Here is a 17,394-nt window from a genome sequence, read left to right on the forward strand (position 1 = left end):
GTTTTGAATTTTTGATTTTTAGCGAAATAGCCAAAGAATACCGCGAATATTAAATGAATTTTTCTAAGTTGATGAACTACAAAAATATAAAATAAAATGTTATACTATAACAATTAAATTTTATCTCTACATTTGAGTCAGTTTACTATGCAGCGCAAATCTTATCTTTTGGGGCTTGTTTTATTACCTGTTTTATCTTGGGGTGACAATAAAACAGAGGACACCCTTCCAACCATTACGGTCAAAACTGCAGATAAAGAAGATGATCAACACACATCTTCAAGCACAAAATTCAACCACAACATCATGGATGTACCCTTTAGTCGCAATTTTTTATCTGAAGAAATTTTAAAGCAACAAGACATACAACGTATTGATAAAGCAATTCAATTGGTCAATGGTGTCTATGCACAGAACAATTATGGCGGTGGTTTCTGGGATAACTACTCCATTCGTGGTTTTACCACCGACCCGAATGTTAGTTCTACCGTTATTCGGAATGGTTTGAGTGTCAATCGCGGCTTGAGTGCGCCACGCGATATGGTCAATATTAAATCGATTGATTTTCTAAAAGGCCCTGCTGCTGCCATGTATGGTCGTGGTGAAATGGGCGGTTTACTGAATATCAACGCCAAACAACCGCAATGGGAACCGCAAGGCGAGCTTTATTTGCGTGGCAATACCGAAGAAAAATATCGTGCAAGTGTGGAATATACAGCGCCAATCAATGATCAACTGGCGTATCGCGTTGCCCTTGCACATGAAGATAACCAAAGTTTTCGCGATGAAGTGAACAGCCAGCGTTGGTTTATTTCACCACAATTAAGTTGGAAAATTTCCGACCAAACCCAGCTTAATTTTGACAGTGAAATCACGCAGCAAAAAGGCTTGTTCGACCGAGGGATTAGCGCCTACCAAGGTCAAATTTTAATGAATCGTAAAACCTTTACAGGTGAACCCTCTGCCGATCAAAATAAGGTGAGCGACCAATTTTATCAGTTCAATTTAATCCATCAAATTAATGATGATTGGAAGCTGAATAGCGCCATAAGCTACAAGCAAGGCAAAATTACAGGTAGTTCCAATGAACCACGAAGTTTTGAAAATAATGCTGAAACATTAAACCGCCAACGGCGTGAGCGTTATACTTTCACTAAAGATTTACTCGCGCAAAGCGAAATTTTAGGTACCATTGATACGGCATGGGCTAGACACGAAGTTTTAATTGGTACTGAAATTGGAAGATTGGTTTTTAATCAAAGTCAGTTGCGTTGTGACAATGGTCGTGCAGGACGCATTAATGGTGGATACAGCAATTCTGCGCGCTACTGCGTGAACCAAATTAACGTAAATCATCCACAGTATGGTGACTATCCAAACCATATGGGCATGTTCACCAATACCCATGAAGTGCAAGATACAGCGGCGCTGAACTTGCAAGATCAAATGTTCTTGAATGACCAATGGAGTATTTTACTCGGTGGGCGCTTCGACCATGTTAAACAAAGCCTAGACAATTATGTGAATGCGGCGTCTTCCAATAAAATCTTTAATGAAGTTTCACCGCGTGTTGGCGTAAATTACAAACTGAATGATGCGTTATCGTTTTATAGCAACTATGGTAAATCTTTTGCGTTAAATACGGGCACCGATGCAAACGGCCAAGTTTTTGCACCAGAAAAAGGTGAAAGTTATGAATTAGGCTCAAAATTCCAACCTAGCGATACTAGTTTATTCACTGCGGCACTTTTTCATATGAAAAAACGTAATGCTTTAACCATCGACCCGAAAGATCCGAGCTATCAATATGCCGCAGGTGAAGCACGTAGCCAAGGCATCGAGCTCAGCTTGCAAACCGAGTTGGCATCGAAGTTGAATGTATCCGCCAATTATACCTATACCAATGCGATTATCACCCAAGATACCAGCATTGCCAAAGGCACACGGTTAAATAGCATTCCTAAGCACAATGCCAATTTAAGTCTAAACTATACCCTGCTTGATGATGGTGATCGTAAAGCGGGAATAGGTGGCAATGTGGTTTATGTGGGAAGTCGAAATGGCACACAAAACGATCAGGGCAACTTAAAATTAGCAGCTTATACGGTTGTAAATTTGAATGCTTATTATGCGCCGAATTCTAGATTACGTTATCAATTTAACCTAAATAACCTGTTTGATAAAACCTATTCGGTTGAAAGCTATAGTGACATGTGGATTCAACCAGGCGACCCGATAAATGCATCTTTATCTATGCAGTGGCAATTTTAAAAAGTAGCCGATAGATAAAGCATTTATGCTCTTGTTGTATGTTTTAACTACAAAAATATGAAATTTATTGGAGCGTCTGTTCAGGCGTTCCGATGAATAGCTTCGTATAAAATACAACCAAAAATACAAACTGTGTTAAAATAAAATCAATTAAAAAGAAACGCAATCATTGCGTCAGTATTCCTTAAAAAAGGAATAACACATAAAGAAAGAGAACGGAGATAAAAATGAGCTACCAACATATTCTTATTCCTGTAGATGGGTCTTCTACATCAAAAGTTGCAATTCAACATGCAGCGTCGCTTGCAAAAGCTTTTAACAGTCGTATTACTGCAATTTGCGTATTAACCGTTGATCCTTTTGTGGGCGTGGAATTTGTAAACAGTGCTGAATTTTCAAAAGATTATATCAATAAAGTCAAAGAGGAAATTCAGGATATTTTAACTGAAACAAAAACCATATTTGCAAGTGAAGGCATTGAAATTGAAACGCAAATTATTGAAGGGCAAAGTATTTATAAAGAAATTGTAAATACTACAACCGATATTAAAGCCGATTTAATTGTTATTGGCTCGCATGGCCGTAAAGGCTTTAAAAAGTTTGTTCTAGGAAGTGTAACTCAAGCGTTATTAAGCGAAGCCCATGTGCCTGTTTTAGTGGTTCGAGAATAAACATCATGATTTGTATGAGCAAAATATATTTTTAGGAATGTGTTTTGCTCTATCTTCATTTGGGATAATTCATCTCACGAGTGCCCTGCTCTTTCTGCAGAATGGATCGATGTATGGGTTTAAATGATGTATGTCGCCATGAACACATTTCGCGTGATTGTTGGTCGAACAATCTTTTTCTAAATGGCGTATGTCGCCATGAACTATTAGAATTATGAGTACTAAAATAATCATAGTTTCTAAATGGCTTTATGTTCACTAAATTTTTGCAAAATCTGCTGACGAAATTCCTGCTCAGTCATACTCTCTTTGGCACAAATAAAAGCATAAGGTAAAACCACAGCATCCTTGATTAAATCAGCCACATCAAACACCAACGCACCACGCCGAGTTTTTCCATGCATCACTGCAAAAGAATGGCTAATTCCTAGAACCCATAACGTGGTTGCAGCTAATCCATACGCCAAATAATTGCCATGATTCAAAAAGTCATTGGCTAAATCCCCTTGTTCAGGATTACGTTCAAAACCCAATTTACAACGTGTGGCCGCAATTTTATAAAGCTGTTTAGTGGTCATCGCTTCAGCAAGCAATAAATCCCCAACTTTGCTTTGATGTGGAATTTTAGTTTCAAACCCATTCAGTGCGGTTTGAATATCGGCATCATCCAGTGCAAAGCCTGCATCATTTAAGTCTTTATCTTTTGCCCAAATTTTGCGAATAAATTCGATTCGTGCGTATTGAAATTGTTTTGCGACTTCTAAGCGCTTGGCATCATCAAACCAAAAACTCATCCAATTTTGCATATATTCCGTCGGGCGATATTCACTTTGTGGCATCATCCACTCAATTTCACATCCCATAAATAATGGCGTACCTCCACCACCACAAAAACCAACCAAAACACCTGCACTGGCAAGCATACGCATGGCGGCTTGCGTGATGGATGTGCCTGTACCAAGTAAAATTACCGTGGTATTGGCAATCGGGATATTCCAATATTGATTTTCATTTTTAGCTTCGGTCAAATACAACACACGACCATCTTTTTGCATGACTCTAGCGTGTTCTAAGTAATAAATATTTGCGCGCTTAGAGTGTAAAATGGCTTTTAAGTCTGAAGGTGCAAGTTGTTCCATTTTTATTCTACATTTATGAAATTATTAATATTTAAAATAGCACACCCCCCTTATTTTAAAAGTATATACTCTACTGAGTACGACAAATTAAGTCGCAATAAAAATATATCTTTTCTATAAACCAACCTTCAAGGTAGAATTTCAAAACAACGCTCGACTTTTTATCCTTGATGGTGATATATAAACCGAGATGACATCGTATTCAAAATAAGGCCTTTTAGGGCGTATCTCTGCTATGACCCAAATCCCTATATCCAATCAACATACACAACAACTCACCCAATTCACAAGCTGTGAGGAATGCGACGCACTTTATCAACGAATTCCTTTGGCATTGGGTGAAAAGGCAATTTGTGTTTGCTGTGGTGCAGAACTTTATCGAGAGGTGAAGTCGTTTAACCGCTTGCTTGCGTTGGTCTTAACTGCACTGATTATTTTTATCGTGGCCAACAGTTTCCCTATTGTAAAAGTCGAAGTTCAAGGCAACAGCATGGAAACGACTTTGTTGGGTGCAGCGTGGACGATGTTTCATATCCACCGTGGTTTTGTCGGCTTTATTTTAGTGGCTACGACATTTTTTATTCCCCTGATTAATCTTGTATTATTGGTTTATATTTATGCCAGTATAAGTTGGTTTAAACAACGCCCACCGTTGATGCGCATAGCACTTAGAACATTACATGTATTTCGAGTTTGGGCTATGGTTGAGGTGTTTTTAATTGGTATCTTGGTCACGCTAGTTAAACTGATTGATATGGTACTCGTCATTCCTGAAATTGCCTTGTGGGCGTTTGCCGCACTGAGTTTATTTATGGTTTTTTTAAATGCCATTCAAGTCCAAGATATTTGGGATGCTATTGATCGGAAGCTGCCATGAACAATATCCAAGATGAGTATGCAGCATCCGAAGCACCGCTGATCCGCGCTAAAGATTTATCCTTATTGCGCTGCCATTGCTGTGGGCGTTTAACGCCACGTTCAAAGCAACCTGAAGATTCCACGCAAAAATGCCCTAGATGCAAAACGCCTTTACATTTTCGTAAGCCGCAAAGTTTGCAAAAGACTTTTGCTTTTTTAATCACCGCGACCATTTTATATATTCCTGCCAACATTCTGCCCATGACCATTACCAATTCTCTGCTCGGCAACCAGCAAGATACCATTATGAGTGGTGTGGTCTTCTTTTGGCAATCGGGTGATTACTTGGTGGCGTCGGTGATTTTTATGGCCAGTATTTTCATTCCACTAGTAAAATTATTTATTCTAAGTTTTTTGCTGATTACTCTAACAATGCAGGCGCGAGGCCATTGGCGCTTTAGCCCTCAGCATTGTAGCATGTTATACCGCGTGGTCGAATTTATTGGCCGTTGGTCGATGATTGATGTTTTTGTGGTGAGTTTGCTCACTGCACTAATTCAAATTCAATCCTTAGCCACTATTTTAGCTGGCCCGGGTGCAGTGGCTTTTGGCGCAGTAGTTATTTTAACCATGCTCGCCTCGCTTAGCTTTGACCCTCGAATGATTTGGGATAGCTATTACGCCAACCATCCAAATCAAGCCAATAACCCAACAGCGGCACAGCCATATTCACAAGTATTTTCAGATATTTCTCATTCCAACTCATTTAATGAACCTTAATATGACTGATAACGATCCAACAACGACCCCTCCGCCTGCGCAGTCTAATGAACTGCCGCCTGTACCTGAGCCGAAAAAAAAGAAATCGCGTTTTAGTATTTCCTTTATTTGGCTGATTCCTTTAATTGCCTTACTGATTGCCCTTTCTTTGGCAGTCAAAGCGGTTTGGGATCGCGGCCCAACCATCGAAGTTTCATTTAAAACCGCCGATGGCCTAGAAGCAGGTAAAACCACTGTGCGCTATAAACAAGTTAATATTGGTTTGGTGCGAAAAATTCATTTGGCACCAGACAATTCACATGTGATTGCAGAAATTGAGCTCAGTAAAGACAGCCGCGGTTTTGCAGCAAAAGATGCACGTTTTTGGGTAGTGCGCCCTCGCATTGGCACCAGTGGTGTTTCAGGCATCGACACCTTGCTTTCAGGGTCGTATATTGAAGTTGATGGCGGCAAAGCAACCACCAAGCAAGATCAGTTTGTCGGTTTAGAAACTCCGCCCGTTGTGCCGTCAGATGTACAAGGTAAAGTCTTTTTCCTCACTGCGGATGATTTAGGCTCGTTAGATATTGGCTCTCCGATTTATTATCGACGGATTAATGTGGGTCAAATTACCGCTTATAATTTATCTAAAGATGGTCAGCATGTTGAATTACAAACTTTTATTCGCGCGCCATACGATAAATTTGTCACCACCGATGCGCGTTTTTGGCAAGCCAGTGGTGTAGATGTCAGCCTAAATGCTTCTGGCTTTAGCTTAAATACACAGTCTTTAGCGACCATTGTTGCAGGCGGTATTGCATTTGGTTATCCAGACAATTCCAATGCGGGTGTTGCACCGGCTCAAAGTCATTTTAATCTGTGGAATTCTCGGGTTGATGCGTTAAAAATCCCAGATGGCAAACCGCATCGTGTGATTATGTATTTTGACACCTCTTTACGTGGTCTCGCTGTGGGTGCTCCTGTCGACTTTATGGGCATTAATATTGGTGATGTAACCGCCATTAATGTTGAGTTTGATCAACATTATCGTAAATTACGCATGCGTGTCGATGCAGTGCTCTATCCTTCTCGCCTAGCCAATGGCAAAGAATTAGACCCAACAGGCATTATTTTCAAACGCTTTATTGATAACGGATGGCGCGCGCAAATGCGTACCGGCAGCTTATTAACTGGGCAAAATTATATTGCCTTTGATAAATTCCCGAAAGCACCGCCTGTGGGTTTAATCCAACATGAAAACGGCGTTGTTGAAGTGCCAACTACACCGCCTGAACTCAACAGCCTACAAGCACAAGTTTCTGAAATTGCAGATAAAGTCAGCAAATTCCCAATTACGGAAATTGGTGCAGATGTCAGAAAAACATTAAAGAGTATGAATACCACCATCGAATCGACAGATAAACTGGTCAAACAACTCGACACTAAAGTGGCGCCAGATTTCCAAGCCACCTTAAATGATGCACGTAAAACCATGCAATCTACCGAATCGATTTTATCGGGCGATGCACCAATGCAACAAGATTTACGCCGTGCCTTACAGCAAGTGACGCGCACCGCAGCATCATTACAATTAATGTCGGATTATATTGAACAACATCCTGAATCTTTAATTCGTGGTAAACCGGGAGAGAAGAAAAATGAGAAATAAGACATTACATCGCGTGCGTTTTTCTTCAACTGTTTATCGTACAACAGCAGGCTTATTTAGCCTTGCTGCACTTGGGCTAACGGCATGCTCAAGTTCAGTAACACCGAACTACTACACGCTTGCGCCGCGTGTAGTACCCACCGCGCAACCCACCTTACGCGTCATCGAGTTATTGCCGGTCAATTTACCTGACCGTTTAGACCGTGCGTCGCTGATGATTAATAGCGAACAAGGTCAGGCAAAAATTTTAGATAACGACCGTTGGACGTCTAATTTAGCCGTTGAACTGCATGACAGTTTATCGGCAGGGTTACAACAACAGCTCGGTGCAGTCGACCGCTATAGCAGTGGCATGCCCAATGGCAAAATTGCCTACCGGATTGCAACAGACTTTTCACGTTTCGATACGATTCAATCGGCATCTAACCCCAATCATAACCGCGTTGAAGTTGAAGTGAGCTGGACGATTAAACCCATTATCGCAAACCCTGTGAATGCATCGAATGTAGCGCGCTCACTGAGCTGCCGAATGACGTTTAATCAAACCATTGCAAGCCCATTTAAAATTCCAGATACCGTAAATGCATCGCGTAGTGCTTTAAATCGTGTCATCACTGCTATTTCAAATACGGTGATTGCATCTGAGAAAGGAACAACACAGGTACCTGTTGCAATTTGTGGCTAAGATCGTGCTAAATATGCAACATAAACTCTCATTCGTGAGAGTTTATGTGCTTTTGTATTACGATAAAATAACCACAGATTTCATTAATAAGGAGAATTCTTATGTTCGATATGCGCTTGGCAAAAGACCGTGGTACAGCTCAACACGGCTGGTTGCATTCACAGCATAGTTTCTCTTTTGCAAATTATTGGGATCCCAAACAAGTCGGCTTCTCTGATTTATTGGTGATTAATGATGATACCGTAAGTCCTTCAAAAGGTTTTGGCACACATCCCCATCAAAACATGGAAATTATTTCCTATGTGCTTGAAGGTGCTTTAGCACATAAAGATTCTATGGGAACGGGTTCAATCATTGTGCCGGGAGATATTCAATTGATGAGTGCAGGCGCTGGCATTGCACACAGCGAGTTTAATCATTCAGCAACCGACAATGTCCATTTTTTACAAATTTGGATTGTACCCAATCAAGCCAATAGCACACCAAGTTATCAGCAACTGCATATTGCCGATGAAGATAAACGCGGTAAATTTCATTTAATGATTACACCGAATGCTGCTGAGAAAACCTTAAGCATCAAACAAGACATTAACATTTATTCAGGTTTGTTTGATGGCGCGGAACAAGCCAATTTCGAGGTTGCCGAGCATCGCTATGTATATGTGCATGTTGCCAAAGGTTCGGTTGATATCAATGGGCAAATGTTTCATGCCGGCGATGCTGCACGCATTCGTAGCGCACAAAACTTGCATTTCAGCCAAGGCCAAAATGCAGACGTTTTAATTTTTGATCTGCGTCCAAACGAATTACCGCAAATCTAAAACCAACCCATAAAAAAAGTCGGCTCAATTTAAATTCAGCCGACTTTTTTCATTTAAGTGACAATCTGCTTACGTAGCAAGACTGTACCCACCGAATAGCCTGCGCCAAAAGAACTTAACACCGCGTATTCATGATGTGCCACTTCATGTCCTGTTTTATGCAATGCAATCATCACACCCGCAGAAGAGGTATTGGCAAATTCATCTAAAATAATGGGTGCGCGGTTTAAATCGGCGTCTTTGCCAGCCACATATTTTAAAATTAATTCATTCATATTGGCATTGGCTTGGTGTAACCAAAACCGTTTCACGTCATCTGCAGTCAGCTGATTTTTCGCTAATTGCTCACTAATCATTTTAGCAACCAATGGACACACTTCTTTAAAAACTTTGCGGCCATCTTGTTTAAACAATAAACCTTCGCCTGAAACATCTTCACAGCGGTTTAAAAAGCCAAAATTATTGCGAATATTATTAGAAAATTGAGTTTTCAAATGAATATCTAAAATTTCATAGCCAGTTTTATCTTCACAGTCTTCAATAATGGCGGCGGTTGCAACATCACCAAAAATAAAATGGCTGTCGCGTTGGGTAAAATCTAAATGACCAGAGGTAAATTCAGCATTGATCAGTAATACACGGCGTGCGCCGGTTTTAATGGCGCTATAGGCTTGCTGAATAGCAAAAGTTGCAGATGAACAAGCCACATTCATGTCATATGCATAACCTTGAATGCCCAATTCTGCTTGAATTTCAATGGCGACCGAAGGATAGGCACGTTGCATGTTCGAACAAGCCAAAATTACCACATCAATCTCTTCAGCAGAGACATTTGCTGCGTCCATTGCGCGTTTAGCAGCAAGCACACCCCACTCGGCTTGTAATGACAATTCATCATTTGCACGTGCTTGTAATTTCGGGCGCATGCGCTGAATATCTAAAATGCCGTCTTTTTCGACCACATAACGGCGCTGAATGCCCGAGGCTTTTTCAATAAATTCAGCACTTGAACCTTGCAACTCAAGCACTTCGCCTGCAGCAATTTGCTCGGCATGTTGCTGATTATATTGTGCAACATAAGCATTCAAACTCGTCACCAATTCTTCATTGCTAATCGAACTTTCAGGGTGATACAACCCTGTACCTGTAATGCGAATGCTCATGTAAAACTCCTGTGTGTGACCCTAGCGCAAATCGGCTTTTTCCCACCATTTTTGCAAACGTGCAGGCGAAATGGGCATTTTGGTTTTCATGGGCTGCGAAAATAATGAAATGCGGAATTCTTCAATCATTAGATACAATTCATGCAAACGCGGATCATGCTTAAAATTAAACAATTTTTCCATCCAAGGGTCGACTTGATCAATAGCTGCCGTGTCTCTTTGTAGATTATTTGGTAAACGCTCCAGTCGCACCATTAGCGCCTTTAAGAAGCGTGGAAAGGCTTGCCAAATCTGCAAAGGTTGTGTATAGACAAAGCTATCTAGCTGCATTAAATCGAGCTGATCTTCAATATCATCTATACTTTTGCCAAAAATATCAGAATCAATACCAAGTAATTGACGGCGAATTGCCTGCCAAGTGATAAAAATATCATTCAGTTGAGTTAATACCTGCTGACCACAACTCAAAAATTGTTGTTTCACCACCGTTAATGTCTGCTGATAATGCTGTTCATCCACAGGTAATTCATTTAATGCCTGATCCAAAGTTGCATAAACCAACATTTGTTCTAGCTTGGCTTTATCGCCCAGTGGTGCAAATGCCAGTGCCATGGGTTTAGAAATTTGCTTTTTCAACTGTCGAATCGCATCGCCCAATTGCAAATGAATTAAGCGAATAATACCTTGGCGATGTTTAGAAATGGCTTCTTGCTGGTCGTTAAAGGTTTGAATCACCACGCCCGATTCATCTTTCACATCTAAATTTGCAAACGCCTTGGTCGGAACAAGTGCTTGATATTGTTTAACTATCACCCCTGTGACTTTTTGCGAAGCTTCAAACACAAAATTGTTTGGGAAAGTTTTAAACTCGCCTTTTAACTGCTGCACAGGTCGATGCGTGTCGCTCTTGCAACGGGCTTTGAGTTCAGATAAATCACGCCCTTGCTGCAAAATTTGCCCTTTGGCATCGACCACCAAAATATATGGCAATAAATAGGCATCGACCTTTTCAAAAGAAAAATCTTTTTCAGTAATTGCTTCACCGCGTAGTGCAAAAGCCAAATATTTAAACAAATGCTCACGCAAATGCATGGCATCAATGCCTTTAAGGAGCTTTTGTACGGTGTCTGGAATAGGCACTAAATGACGGCGTTTATCTTTTGGTAAGGTTTTGAGCAGCGCTTCAATGAGAGCATATCGCCAACCGGGAATGCCCCACGACCAAATATTCTCATCGACTTGCGCGAGCGCTTGGAGTGGAATTTTCACCATCGCACCATCTTGGTCATGGCTTGGGTCAAAACGATAAGTCGTAGCTAAGCGTAATTCCCCATTGTGCAAATAATCGGGGAATTGCTGTGTGGTTGGACGGTCGGTTTGCCACAGTGCGTCATCTTCTACAAATAAATAACGCGGCTGAGTGGGTTCGATAGTTGCGCGCCAATCTTCAAAACTGCTGCGGCTTGCCACATCATTCGGGACACGTTCGGCATAAAATTGGTAAATGGTTTCTTCATCGACCACTAAATCACGGCGGCGAAGTTTGTCTTCCACTCGCTCAACTTCTTCCAATTTACGTAAATTGTGCTGCAAAAATGGCGGCGTTGTTCCTAGTTTTCCGGTGGTTAGTGCATCTCTTAAGAAAATTTCATGGGCAGCCAAATGGTCAACTTTTTCAAAATTGATTAGGCGCTTCGGTTCAATAATTAAACCAAACAACGAAATTTGGTCGTATGCATTCACAATGCCGGCTTTTTTAGACCAATGCGGCTCAAAATAATGGTGTTTTAATAAATCACGCGCGGCCAACAAAATCCATTCTGGCTCAATTTTCGCAAGTGTACGTAAATAAACCTGTGAAGTTTCCACCATCTCAAACGCCATAATCCACGGTGTATTGGTTTTATGTAAAGTACTGGCCGGAAACACTTTAGCTTTTTGCTGACGCACCGCCATAAAAATATTACGTTCATCGGTTTTGTTGGCAATAAATGACAATAAGCCGGTTAATAAAGCCCGATGCAGGTTTTCATAACTGGCAGCTTTAGCATTAAAGCTTAAATTTAAACCTTGAACCAAATCAAGCAATTGACTATGGGTTTGTCTCCATTCGCGTAAACGCAGCCAACTTAAAAAATGCTGTTTAGCAAATTGACGGCGTTTATTTTCACTCATTTGCTCGCGGTTATTTTGCAGCGTATCCCACAGTTTGAGATAAAACAAAAAGTCGGAATCGGCTTCTTTGAACAAAGCATGTTTTTGGTCGGCTTGCATTTGTTTGTCGGCAGGACGTTCACGTGGGTCTTGTACCGCCAAGGCACTGACAATAATCAACACTTCGTTCAGCACGCCAAAATGCGCGCCGCCCACCAACATACGGGCTAAACGTGGGTCGATGGGCATTTTGGCCATCATTTGCCCAACTTTGGTCAATTCCGATTTTTTATCGTTAAATGCACCCAGCTCAATCAGCAATTTACGCCCATCATTCACTAAACGATGATCGGGCGGTTCAATAAAATCAAAATTTTCAAGCGCGCCTAAACCCAAACTTTGCATTTGCAAAATCACTGAGGCTAAATTAGTCCGCTTAATTTCAGGTTCGGTAAATTCAGGACGACTTAAAAAATCTTCTTCGCTATATAAGCGAATACACACACCGGCCGCAATACGCCCACAGCGGCCTTTACGCTGATTCGCCGCCGCTTGGGATACCGCTTCAATCGGTAAGCGCTGGACACGAGAGCGATAGTTATAGCGTGAAATACGGGCAAAGCCTGCATCAATCACATAACGAATATTCGGTACAGTTAAAGCGGTTTCTGCCACGTTGGTGGCAATAATAATGCGTCGCCCACCACCAGTTGGGTGGAAGATTTTTTGTTGCTCTGCCAAAGCCAAACGTGCATACAACGGTAAAATTTGCGTATGCCGCGGGCCATATTTTTGCAAAGTTTCTTGCAGTTCGCGAATTTCTTGTTCTGTACTGGAAAAAATTAAAATATCGGCATGTTCAGGATGACCTTTTGCAGCCGCATCGGCAAAGCATTCTTCCACCGCTTGTACCACAGCACGCGGTAAATTTTCTTCAAAATCATCAAATTCATCGTCATCACTACCGCCAATGTTCATTTCAGAAATAGGACGGTAACGCACTTCTACAGGAAAACTACGGCCTTCAACTTCAAATACCGGCGCGTTATTAAAATACTGGCTAAAGCGATTTACATCTAAAGTTGCAGAAGTAATAATCACTTTTAAGTCAGGGCGTTTGGGCAATAATTGTTTTAAATAGCCCATAATAAAATCAATATTAAGTGAACGCTCGTGCGCTTCATCAATAATAATGGTGTCGTATTTGTTTAAATAGCGGTCGTGGGTTAATTCAGCCAGTAAAATCCCGTCTGTCATTAAACGTACAATTGAATCGTTCGAGCCTTGTTCGTTAAAACGGACTTTAAAACCAATCGCATCACCTAAATTTTGCCCGACTTCTTCGGCTATCCGCTGCGAAACGCTGCGTGCAGCAAGTCGGCGTGGCTGAGTATGTCCAATCATGCCGGTTAAACCACGCCCGGCCAGCATGGCAATTTGGGGTAATTGTGTGGTTTTTCCCGAACCGGTTTCCCCTGCCACAATAATGACTTGATGTTGTTGAATGGCTTGAATTAATTGTTCGGCAGATTGCGTTACAGGCAAATCTTGATTGAGCTTAATGTTTGGCAAGCGTGCAAGACGTTTAACCACTTGGGCATGCGAATGCTCAAACAAGCTTTGATATTGCTGCGGATGGGCATCTTTGCCTTTTTTGAGCCGATTTAAACGATGTCGGTCACGCGCCATAACCAATTGATCTACATTTAAACCACTTTGCACAGAAGCCTTTCCTAACACACAAAAGAAAGCATTTTACTCGACTCTGTCTATGATAGAAAGGCATAGATTTTGTCGATTTTCTACGATTTCAGCTTGAATTTTATTGGCTTTCTCCCCATATTATTATTCGAATTTATCTACAGACTTTTTAATGTCATATTAATGGGTTAAAAGTGTGAAGTCAGAGTAAATTTGAATCAACCTCTGTCTTAATTCAATTTTCCGATTTATTGCATTAAAAAATTCTGTTTCCTCAATCGAGAAAATTTAATTATTCTGAACCTCGTAAACAGATAACTCACTTCTTAAGTGTTACGGAGAAAAAAATGAGCTTAATTAATACTGAAGTTAAACCTTTTAAAGTAAATGCATTCCACAATGGTCAATTCATTGAAGTGACTGAAGCTGACCTTAAAGGTAAATGGTCTGTTCTTATTTTCATGCCAGCTGCATTTACCTTTAACTGCCCAACTGAAGTTGAAGACGCTGCTGACAACTACGAAGAATTCAAAAAAGCGGGTGCAGAAGTTTATATCGTAACTACAGATACGCACTTCTCTCACAAAGTATGGCACGAAACTTCACCAGCAGTAGGTAAAGCTCAATTCCCACTTATCGGCGATCCAACGCATCAATTAACTCGCGCGTTTGACGTTCATATTGAAGAAGAAGGTCTTGCTCTTCGCGGTACATTTATCATCAACCCTGAAGGTGTGATCAAAACTTTAGAAGTTCATGACAATGCCATTGCACGTGACGTTTCTGAAACTTTACGTAAACTTAAAGCAGCGCAGTTCGTTGCAAATCACCCAGGTGAAGTTTGCCCTGCAAAATGGAAAGAAGGTCAAACTACCCTTGCACCTTCAATCGACTTGGTTGGTAAAATCTAAGTTGAGATTTAAAAAAACCACGCATTGTTGCGTGGTTTTTTTATTTATGCATTTTTAGCACTAAACCATTTTTGTTCAATAGCATCAAAACACCATTGATAAATAAAAGTATAAACAAAAATACAGTTGGTAATACCGAAATCTAATAAAAACGCATCGATCAAATTCATTTTTAAGGTATACGCAAAAATGGGAATGGTGATGATCATTAAACCACCCTCAAAACCAATCGCATGTAAAATACGGAAAAACACAGTCCGTTTAAATTGATACTTTTGTTCTGCTTTTTCAAATAAAGCATTAAAAATCATATTCCAAAATACAGAAATGCCACACATAATCAGCATTAACAAACCACTTTCTTCGAGCGGTAGACTAAAAAAATAACTGAGTCCATACGCAATCACCACCAACAAAATGGCTTCATACATGACTGCATGGATGATTCTTTTTTTTGAGATCAACATGATCGCACGCGTTTAAATATCCTTTATGGTTGAATAGTTGGCATTATATTTTTATAATATTGATTATTACAGTCAGGTTCTTTCAAAGAAATTGATAGATGAACATTAACCAAGAACAGCTCACCATTTTTAAAACCGTGATGGAAACAGGTTCTTTTTCTGCTGCCGCACGGCAATTAGGAAAAGTGCCGTCTACGGTCAGTATGTCAATTGCCAATTTAGAAATTGATTTAAACTTACAACTGTTTGAACGCGTTGGGCGCGAACCCGTACCAACCGCCGCAGCACAACAGCTGTATGAACGGACGGTTCATCTAATTACCGAAATAAAACAATGGAAGCAGCATGCCTATGCTTTAAGCTCAGGCTTAGAGGCTGCATTAAATATTGTTGTGGTTTCAGAACTGATTCATACCGATTGGGTCGATTACATTACCGTCCTTGAGCAGCAATTCCCAACCTTAAGCATTCATATTTTTTCGGCCCCACAAGAAGATGCCCAACGCATGCTCATGCGTGGCGAGGTGCAGTTTGCATTAATGTTTGAACGTGAATGTTTAGACCAACGTGAATTATTTATCGAATTAAAACGAGAAACTTTAGTTGCGGTGGCGAGTCAAGAGCATGCTTTAGCACAATTCGAAAGTATTTCCTTAGAACAATTACAGCAGCAACGCCAAATTATTGTGACCAGCCGCGACAAAAAAGTGAAACCCGACTTACTGTTTTCGCAAGATTATTGGCGCACAGACCATCATCATGTTGCACTATCGCTGATTCAACAAGGTTTAGGTTGGGGCATTTTACCTTTAGAGCTTTTTAAGCAGCAGCCACAACTCTCGCAGCACATTAAAATTTTGAACATCGAAAATTTTACCGCACAAATGGAATATTTTTTGGACTTGGTTTGGAGCAAAGAAACTGAACTTGGGCTTGCCAGTCGCTTTTTAATTGATTATGTGCGTAAGCAACGCGAGCATTTAAAATAGATCGAACGCTTTTGCCGATTTATTCAGCAATCTTTTGAAAAAAGATATGCTATAACTGCATACAGACTCAACAAAAAGATTCGTTCCTTATGACTCATTCGGCATTATCTCAACTTAAAAACTTAACTACTATTGTTGCAGATAGTAGCGATCTGACTGCAATTGAAAAGTTTCGTCCATTAGATGCAACCACTAATCCATCATTAATTACCGCTGCGGCATCTCAGCCAGAAAATAAAACGTTAATTGAAGATGCCTACAACCAAGCCAAGCAAGAAGGCTTCTCGTCAGATGCGCTAATTGAACGCACCATTGATATTTTAACGGTCAAATTCGGCGTTGAAATTTTAAAATTAATTGATGGTCGTGTTTCAACTGAAGTTGATGCAAGCTTATCTTACGACACTGCTGCAACCATTGCCAAAGCCAAAGAATTACTGGCACTGTATAAACAATATGGCGTTGCACAAGAGCGTATTTTAATTAAAATTGCCTCGACATGGGATGGCATTCAAGCCGCAAAAGCCCTTGAAGCGGAAGGCATTCACTGTAACTTAACTTTATTGTTTGGTTTACACCAAGCCAAAGCCTGCGCCGATGCCAAGGTTACCTTAATTTCACCGTTTGTCGGCCGCATTTTAGATTGGTATAAAAAAGCTGAAAATGTGACTGCATACCCTATTGAAAAAGATCCAGGCGTATTATCGGTTAAAGCCATTTTTGATTATTACAAAAGCCACGGCATTAAAACTGAAGTGATGGGTGCAAGCTTCCGTAGTCCTGAACAAGTTTTGGCTTTGGCAGGTTGCGACTTACTCACGGTTGCACCAAACCTACTCGATCAACTCGAACAAAGCCAACAAACCGTCACTGCACAATTAGTTGCAACCAACGCAACAACCCATTCTGTGGAAGAAATTTCTCATGCAGAATTTAAACAACAACTTGAACAAGACTTAATGGCATTTCAGCTATTGCAATCTGGTATTGATGGGTTTATTAAAGCACGCGAGCAATTAAGTGTTCTTTTACGTCAAAGCTTTGGCATTGATGCTCAATTAAAACCTTAAAATACAGTAGATAATCTATTGTTTCGGGTGTATTTTATAGCACTAAAATACACCCTTTATTTATAG

Annotated in this window: 14 protein-coding genes; 10 read left to right on the forward strand and 4 right to left on the reverse strand. The window is 40.6% G+C overall.

Annotated elements, in window-relative coordinates; genetic code table 11:
- Nucleotides 1-147: 147 nt before the first annotated feature.
- Both I2F62_RS00730 and I2F62_RS00735 read left to right on the forward strand, forming a co-directional pair.
- Complete coding sequence (locus tag I2F62_RS00730; RefSeq protein WP_324625116.1) at nt 148-2,271, forward strand: TonB-dependent siderophore receptor; 2,124 nt, start codon at nt 148-150, stop codon at nt 2,269-2,271.
- Nucleotides 2,272-2,498: 227 nt separating this feature from the next.
- Nucleotides 2,499-2,942 (forward strand): universal stress protein, encoded by a 444-nt coding sequence (locus I2F62_RS00735; RefSeq protein ID WP_324625117.1) that lies wholly within the window; start codon nt 2,499-2,501, stop codon nt 2,940-2,942.
- 239 nt (nt 2,943-3,181) lie between these two features.
- Here the strand turns inward: I2F62_RS00735 and cas1f are convergent, their stop codons facing one another.
- Nucleotides 3,182-4,081, reverse strand: a complete 900-nt coding sequence (cas1f, locus tag I2F62_RS00740; RefSeq protein WP_324625118.1) for a type I-F CRISPR-associated endonuclease Cas1f — start codon at nt 4,079-4,081, stop codon at nt 3,182-3,184.
- A 235-nt stretch (nt 4,082-4,316) separates the two neighbouring features.
- Between cas1f and I2F62_RS00745 the strand changes: the two genes are divergently transcribed.
- The 5 genes from I2F62_RS00745 to I2F62_RS00765 all read left to right on the forward strand — a co-directional run bounded on the left by I2F62_RS00745 (nt 4,317) and on the right by I2F62_RS00765 (nt 8,873).
- A complete protein-coding gene (locus I2F62_RS00745) occupies nt 4,317-4,958 on the forward strand; it encodes a paraquat-inducible protein A (RefSeq protein ID WP_324625119.1) in 642 nt (213 codons plus the stop codon).
- Complete coding sequence (locus I2F62_RS00750; RefSeq protein ID WP_324625120.1) at nt 4,955-5,719, forward strand: paraquat-inducible protein A; 765 nt, start codon at nt 4,955-4,957, stop codon at nt 5,717-5,719. The genes I2F62_RS00745 and I2F62_RS00750 overlap by 4 nt, the downstream gene beginning before the upstream one ends.
- A gap of 1 nt (nt 5,720) precedes the next feature.
- Nucleotides 5,721-7,367 (forward strand): intermembrane transport protein PqiB, encoded by a 1,647-nt coding sequence (locus tag I2F62_RS00755; RefSeq protein ID WP_324625121.1) that lies wholly within the window; start codon nt 5,721-5,723, stop codon nt 7,365-7,367.
- On the forward strand, nt 7,357-8,052 hold the full coding sequence (locus I2F62_RS00760; protein WP_324625122.1) for a PqiC family protein: 696 nt from the start codon (nt 7,357-7,359) through the stop codon (nt 8,050-8,052). Before I2F62_RS00755 ends, I2F62_RS00760 begins: the two co-directional genes overlap by 11 nt.
- Before the next feature lie 101 nt (nt 8,053-8,153).
- Nucleotides 8,154-8,873: a pirin family protein gene (locus tag I2F62_RS00765; RefSeq protein ID WP_324625123.1), complete on the forward strand. Its 720-nt coding sequence runs from the start codon at nt 8,154-8,156 to the stop codon at nt 8,871-8,873.
- A 53-nt stretch (nt 8,874-8,926) separates the two neighbouring features.
- Here the strand turns inward: I2F62_RS00765 and I2F62_RS00770 are convergent, their stop codons facing one another.
- Nucleotides 8,927-10,036 (reverse strand): beta-ketoacyl-ACP synthase III, encoded by a 1,110-nt coding sequence (locus I2F62_RS00770; RefSeq protein WP_324625124.1) that lies wholly within the window; start codon nt 10,034-10,036, stop codon nt 8,927-8,929.
- 21 nt (nt 10,037-10,057) lie between these two features.
- Nucleotides 10,058-13,912 (reverse strand): ATP-dependent RNA helicase HrpA, encoded by a 3,855-nt coding sequence (gene hrpA / locus I2F62_RS00775; protein WP_324625125.1) that lies wholly within the window; start codon nt 13,910-13,912, stop codon nt 10,058-10,060.
- A gap of 326 nt (nt 13,913-14,238) precedes the next feature.
- Between hrpA and ahpC the strand changes: the two genes are divergently transcribed.
- The gene (gene ahpC, locus I2F62_RS00780) at nt 14,239-14,802 is read left to right on the forward strand and encodes an alkyl hydroperoxide reductase subunit C (protein ID WP_324625126.1); all 564 of its coding nucleotides are present in this window, start codon (nt 14,239-14,241) and stop codon (nt 14,800-14,802) included.
- A gap of 44 nt (nt 14,803-14,846) precedes the next feature.
- On the opposite strand, the gene aceI is transcribed toward ahpC, so the two are convergent.
- A complete protein-coding gene (aceI, locus tag I2F62_RS00785) occupies nt 14,847-15,269 on the reverse strand; it encodes a chlorhexidine efflux PACE transporter AceI (RefSeq protein WP_324625127.1) in 423 nt (140 codons plus the stop codon).
- Nucleotides 15,270-15,367: 98 nt separating this feature from the next.
- On the opposite strand from aceI, the gene I2F62_RS00790 reads away from it, so the two are divergent.
- A complete protein-coding gene (locus tag I2F62_RS00790; protein WP_324625128.1) occupies nt 15,368-16,258 on the forward strand; it encodes a LysR family transcriptional regulator in 891 nt (296 codons plus the stop codon).
- Between the two features lie 89 nt (nt 16,259-16,347).
- On the forward strand, nt 16,348-17,328 hold the full coding sequence (gene tal / locus I2F62_RS00795; RefSeq protein WP_324625129.1) for a transaldolase: 981 nt from the start codon (nt 16,348-16,350) through the stop codon (nt 17,326-17,328).
- The last annotated feature ends 66 nt before the right edge of the window (nt 17,329-17,394 follow it).

It is taken from the genome of Acinetobacter sp. MD2(2019) (genome assembly GCF_035615615.1).
Lineage (GTDB): Bacteria > Pseudomonadota > Gammaproteobacteria > Pseudomonadales > Moraxellaceae > Acinetobacter.

Coding starts and splice junctions, on each gene's coding strand:
- I2F62_RS00790 (WP_324625128.1), top strand. CDS start 15,368: ATGAACATTAACCAAGAACAGCTCACCATTTTTAAAACCGTGATGGAA.
- I2F62_RS00745 (WP_324625119.1), top strand. CDS start 4,317: ATGACCCAAATCCCTATATCCAATCAACATACACAACAACTCACCCAA.
- I2F62_RS00755 (WP_324625121.1), top strand. CDS start 5,721: ATGACTGATAACGATCCAACAACGACCCCTCCGCCTGCGCAGTCTAAT.
- I2F62_RS00765 (WP_324625123.1), top strand. CDS start 8,154: ATGTTCGATATGCGCTTGGCAAAAGACCGTGGTACAGCTCAACACGGC.
- I2F62_RS00735 (WP_324625117.1), top strand. CDS start 2,499: ATGAGCTACCAACATATTCTTATTCCTGTAGATGGGTCTTCTACATCA.
- aceI (WP_324625127.1), bottom strand. CDS start 15,269: ATGTTGATCTCAAAAAAAAGAATCATCCATGCAGTCATGTATGAAGCC.
- cas1f (WP_324625118.1), bottom strand. CDS start 4,081: ATGGAACAACTTGCACCTTCAGACTTAAAAGCCATTTTACACTCTAAG.
- I2F62_RS00770 (WP_324625124.1), bottom strand. CDS start 10,036: ATGAGCATTCGCATTACAGGTACAGGGTTGTATCACCCTGAAAGTTCG.
- I2F62_RS00750 (WP_324625120.1), top strand. CDS start 4,955: ATGAACAATATCCAAGATGAGTATGCAGCATCCGAAGCACCGCTGATC.
- tal (WP_324625129.1), top strand. CDS start 16,348: ATGACTCATTCGGCATTATCTCAACTTAAAAACTTAACTACTATTGTT.
- I2F62_RS00730 (WP_324625116.1), top strand. CDS start 148: ATGCAGCGCAAATCTTATCTTTTGGGGCTTGTTTTATTACCTGTTTTA.
- I2F62_RS00760 (WP_324625122.1), top strand. CDS start 7,357: ATGAGAAATAAGACATTACATCGCGTGCGTTTTTCTTCAACTGTTTAT.
- ahpC (WP_324625126.1), top strand. CDS start 14,239: ATGAGCTTAATTAATACTGAAGTTAAACCTTTTAAAGTAAATGCATTC.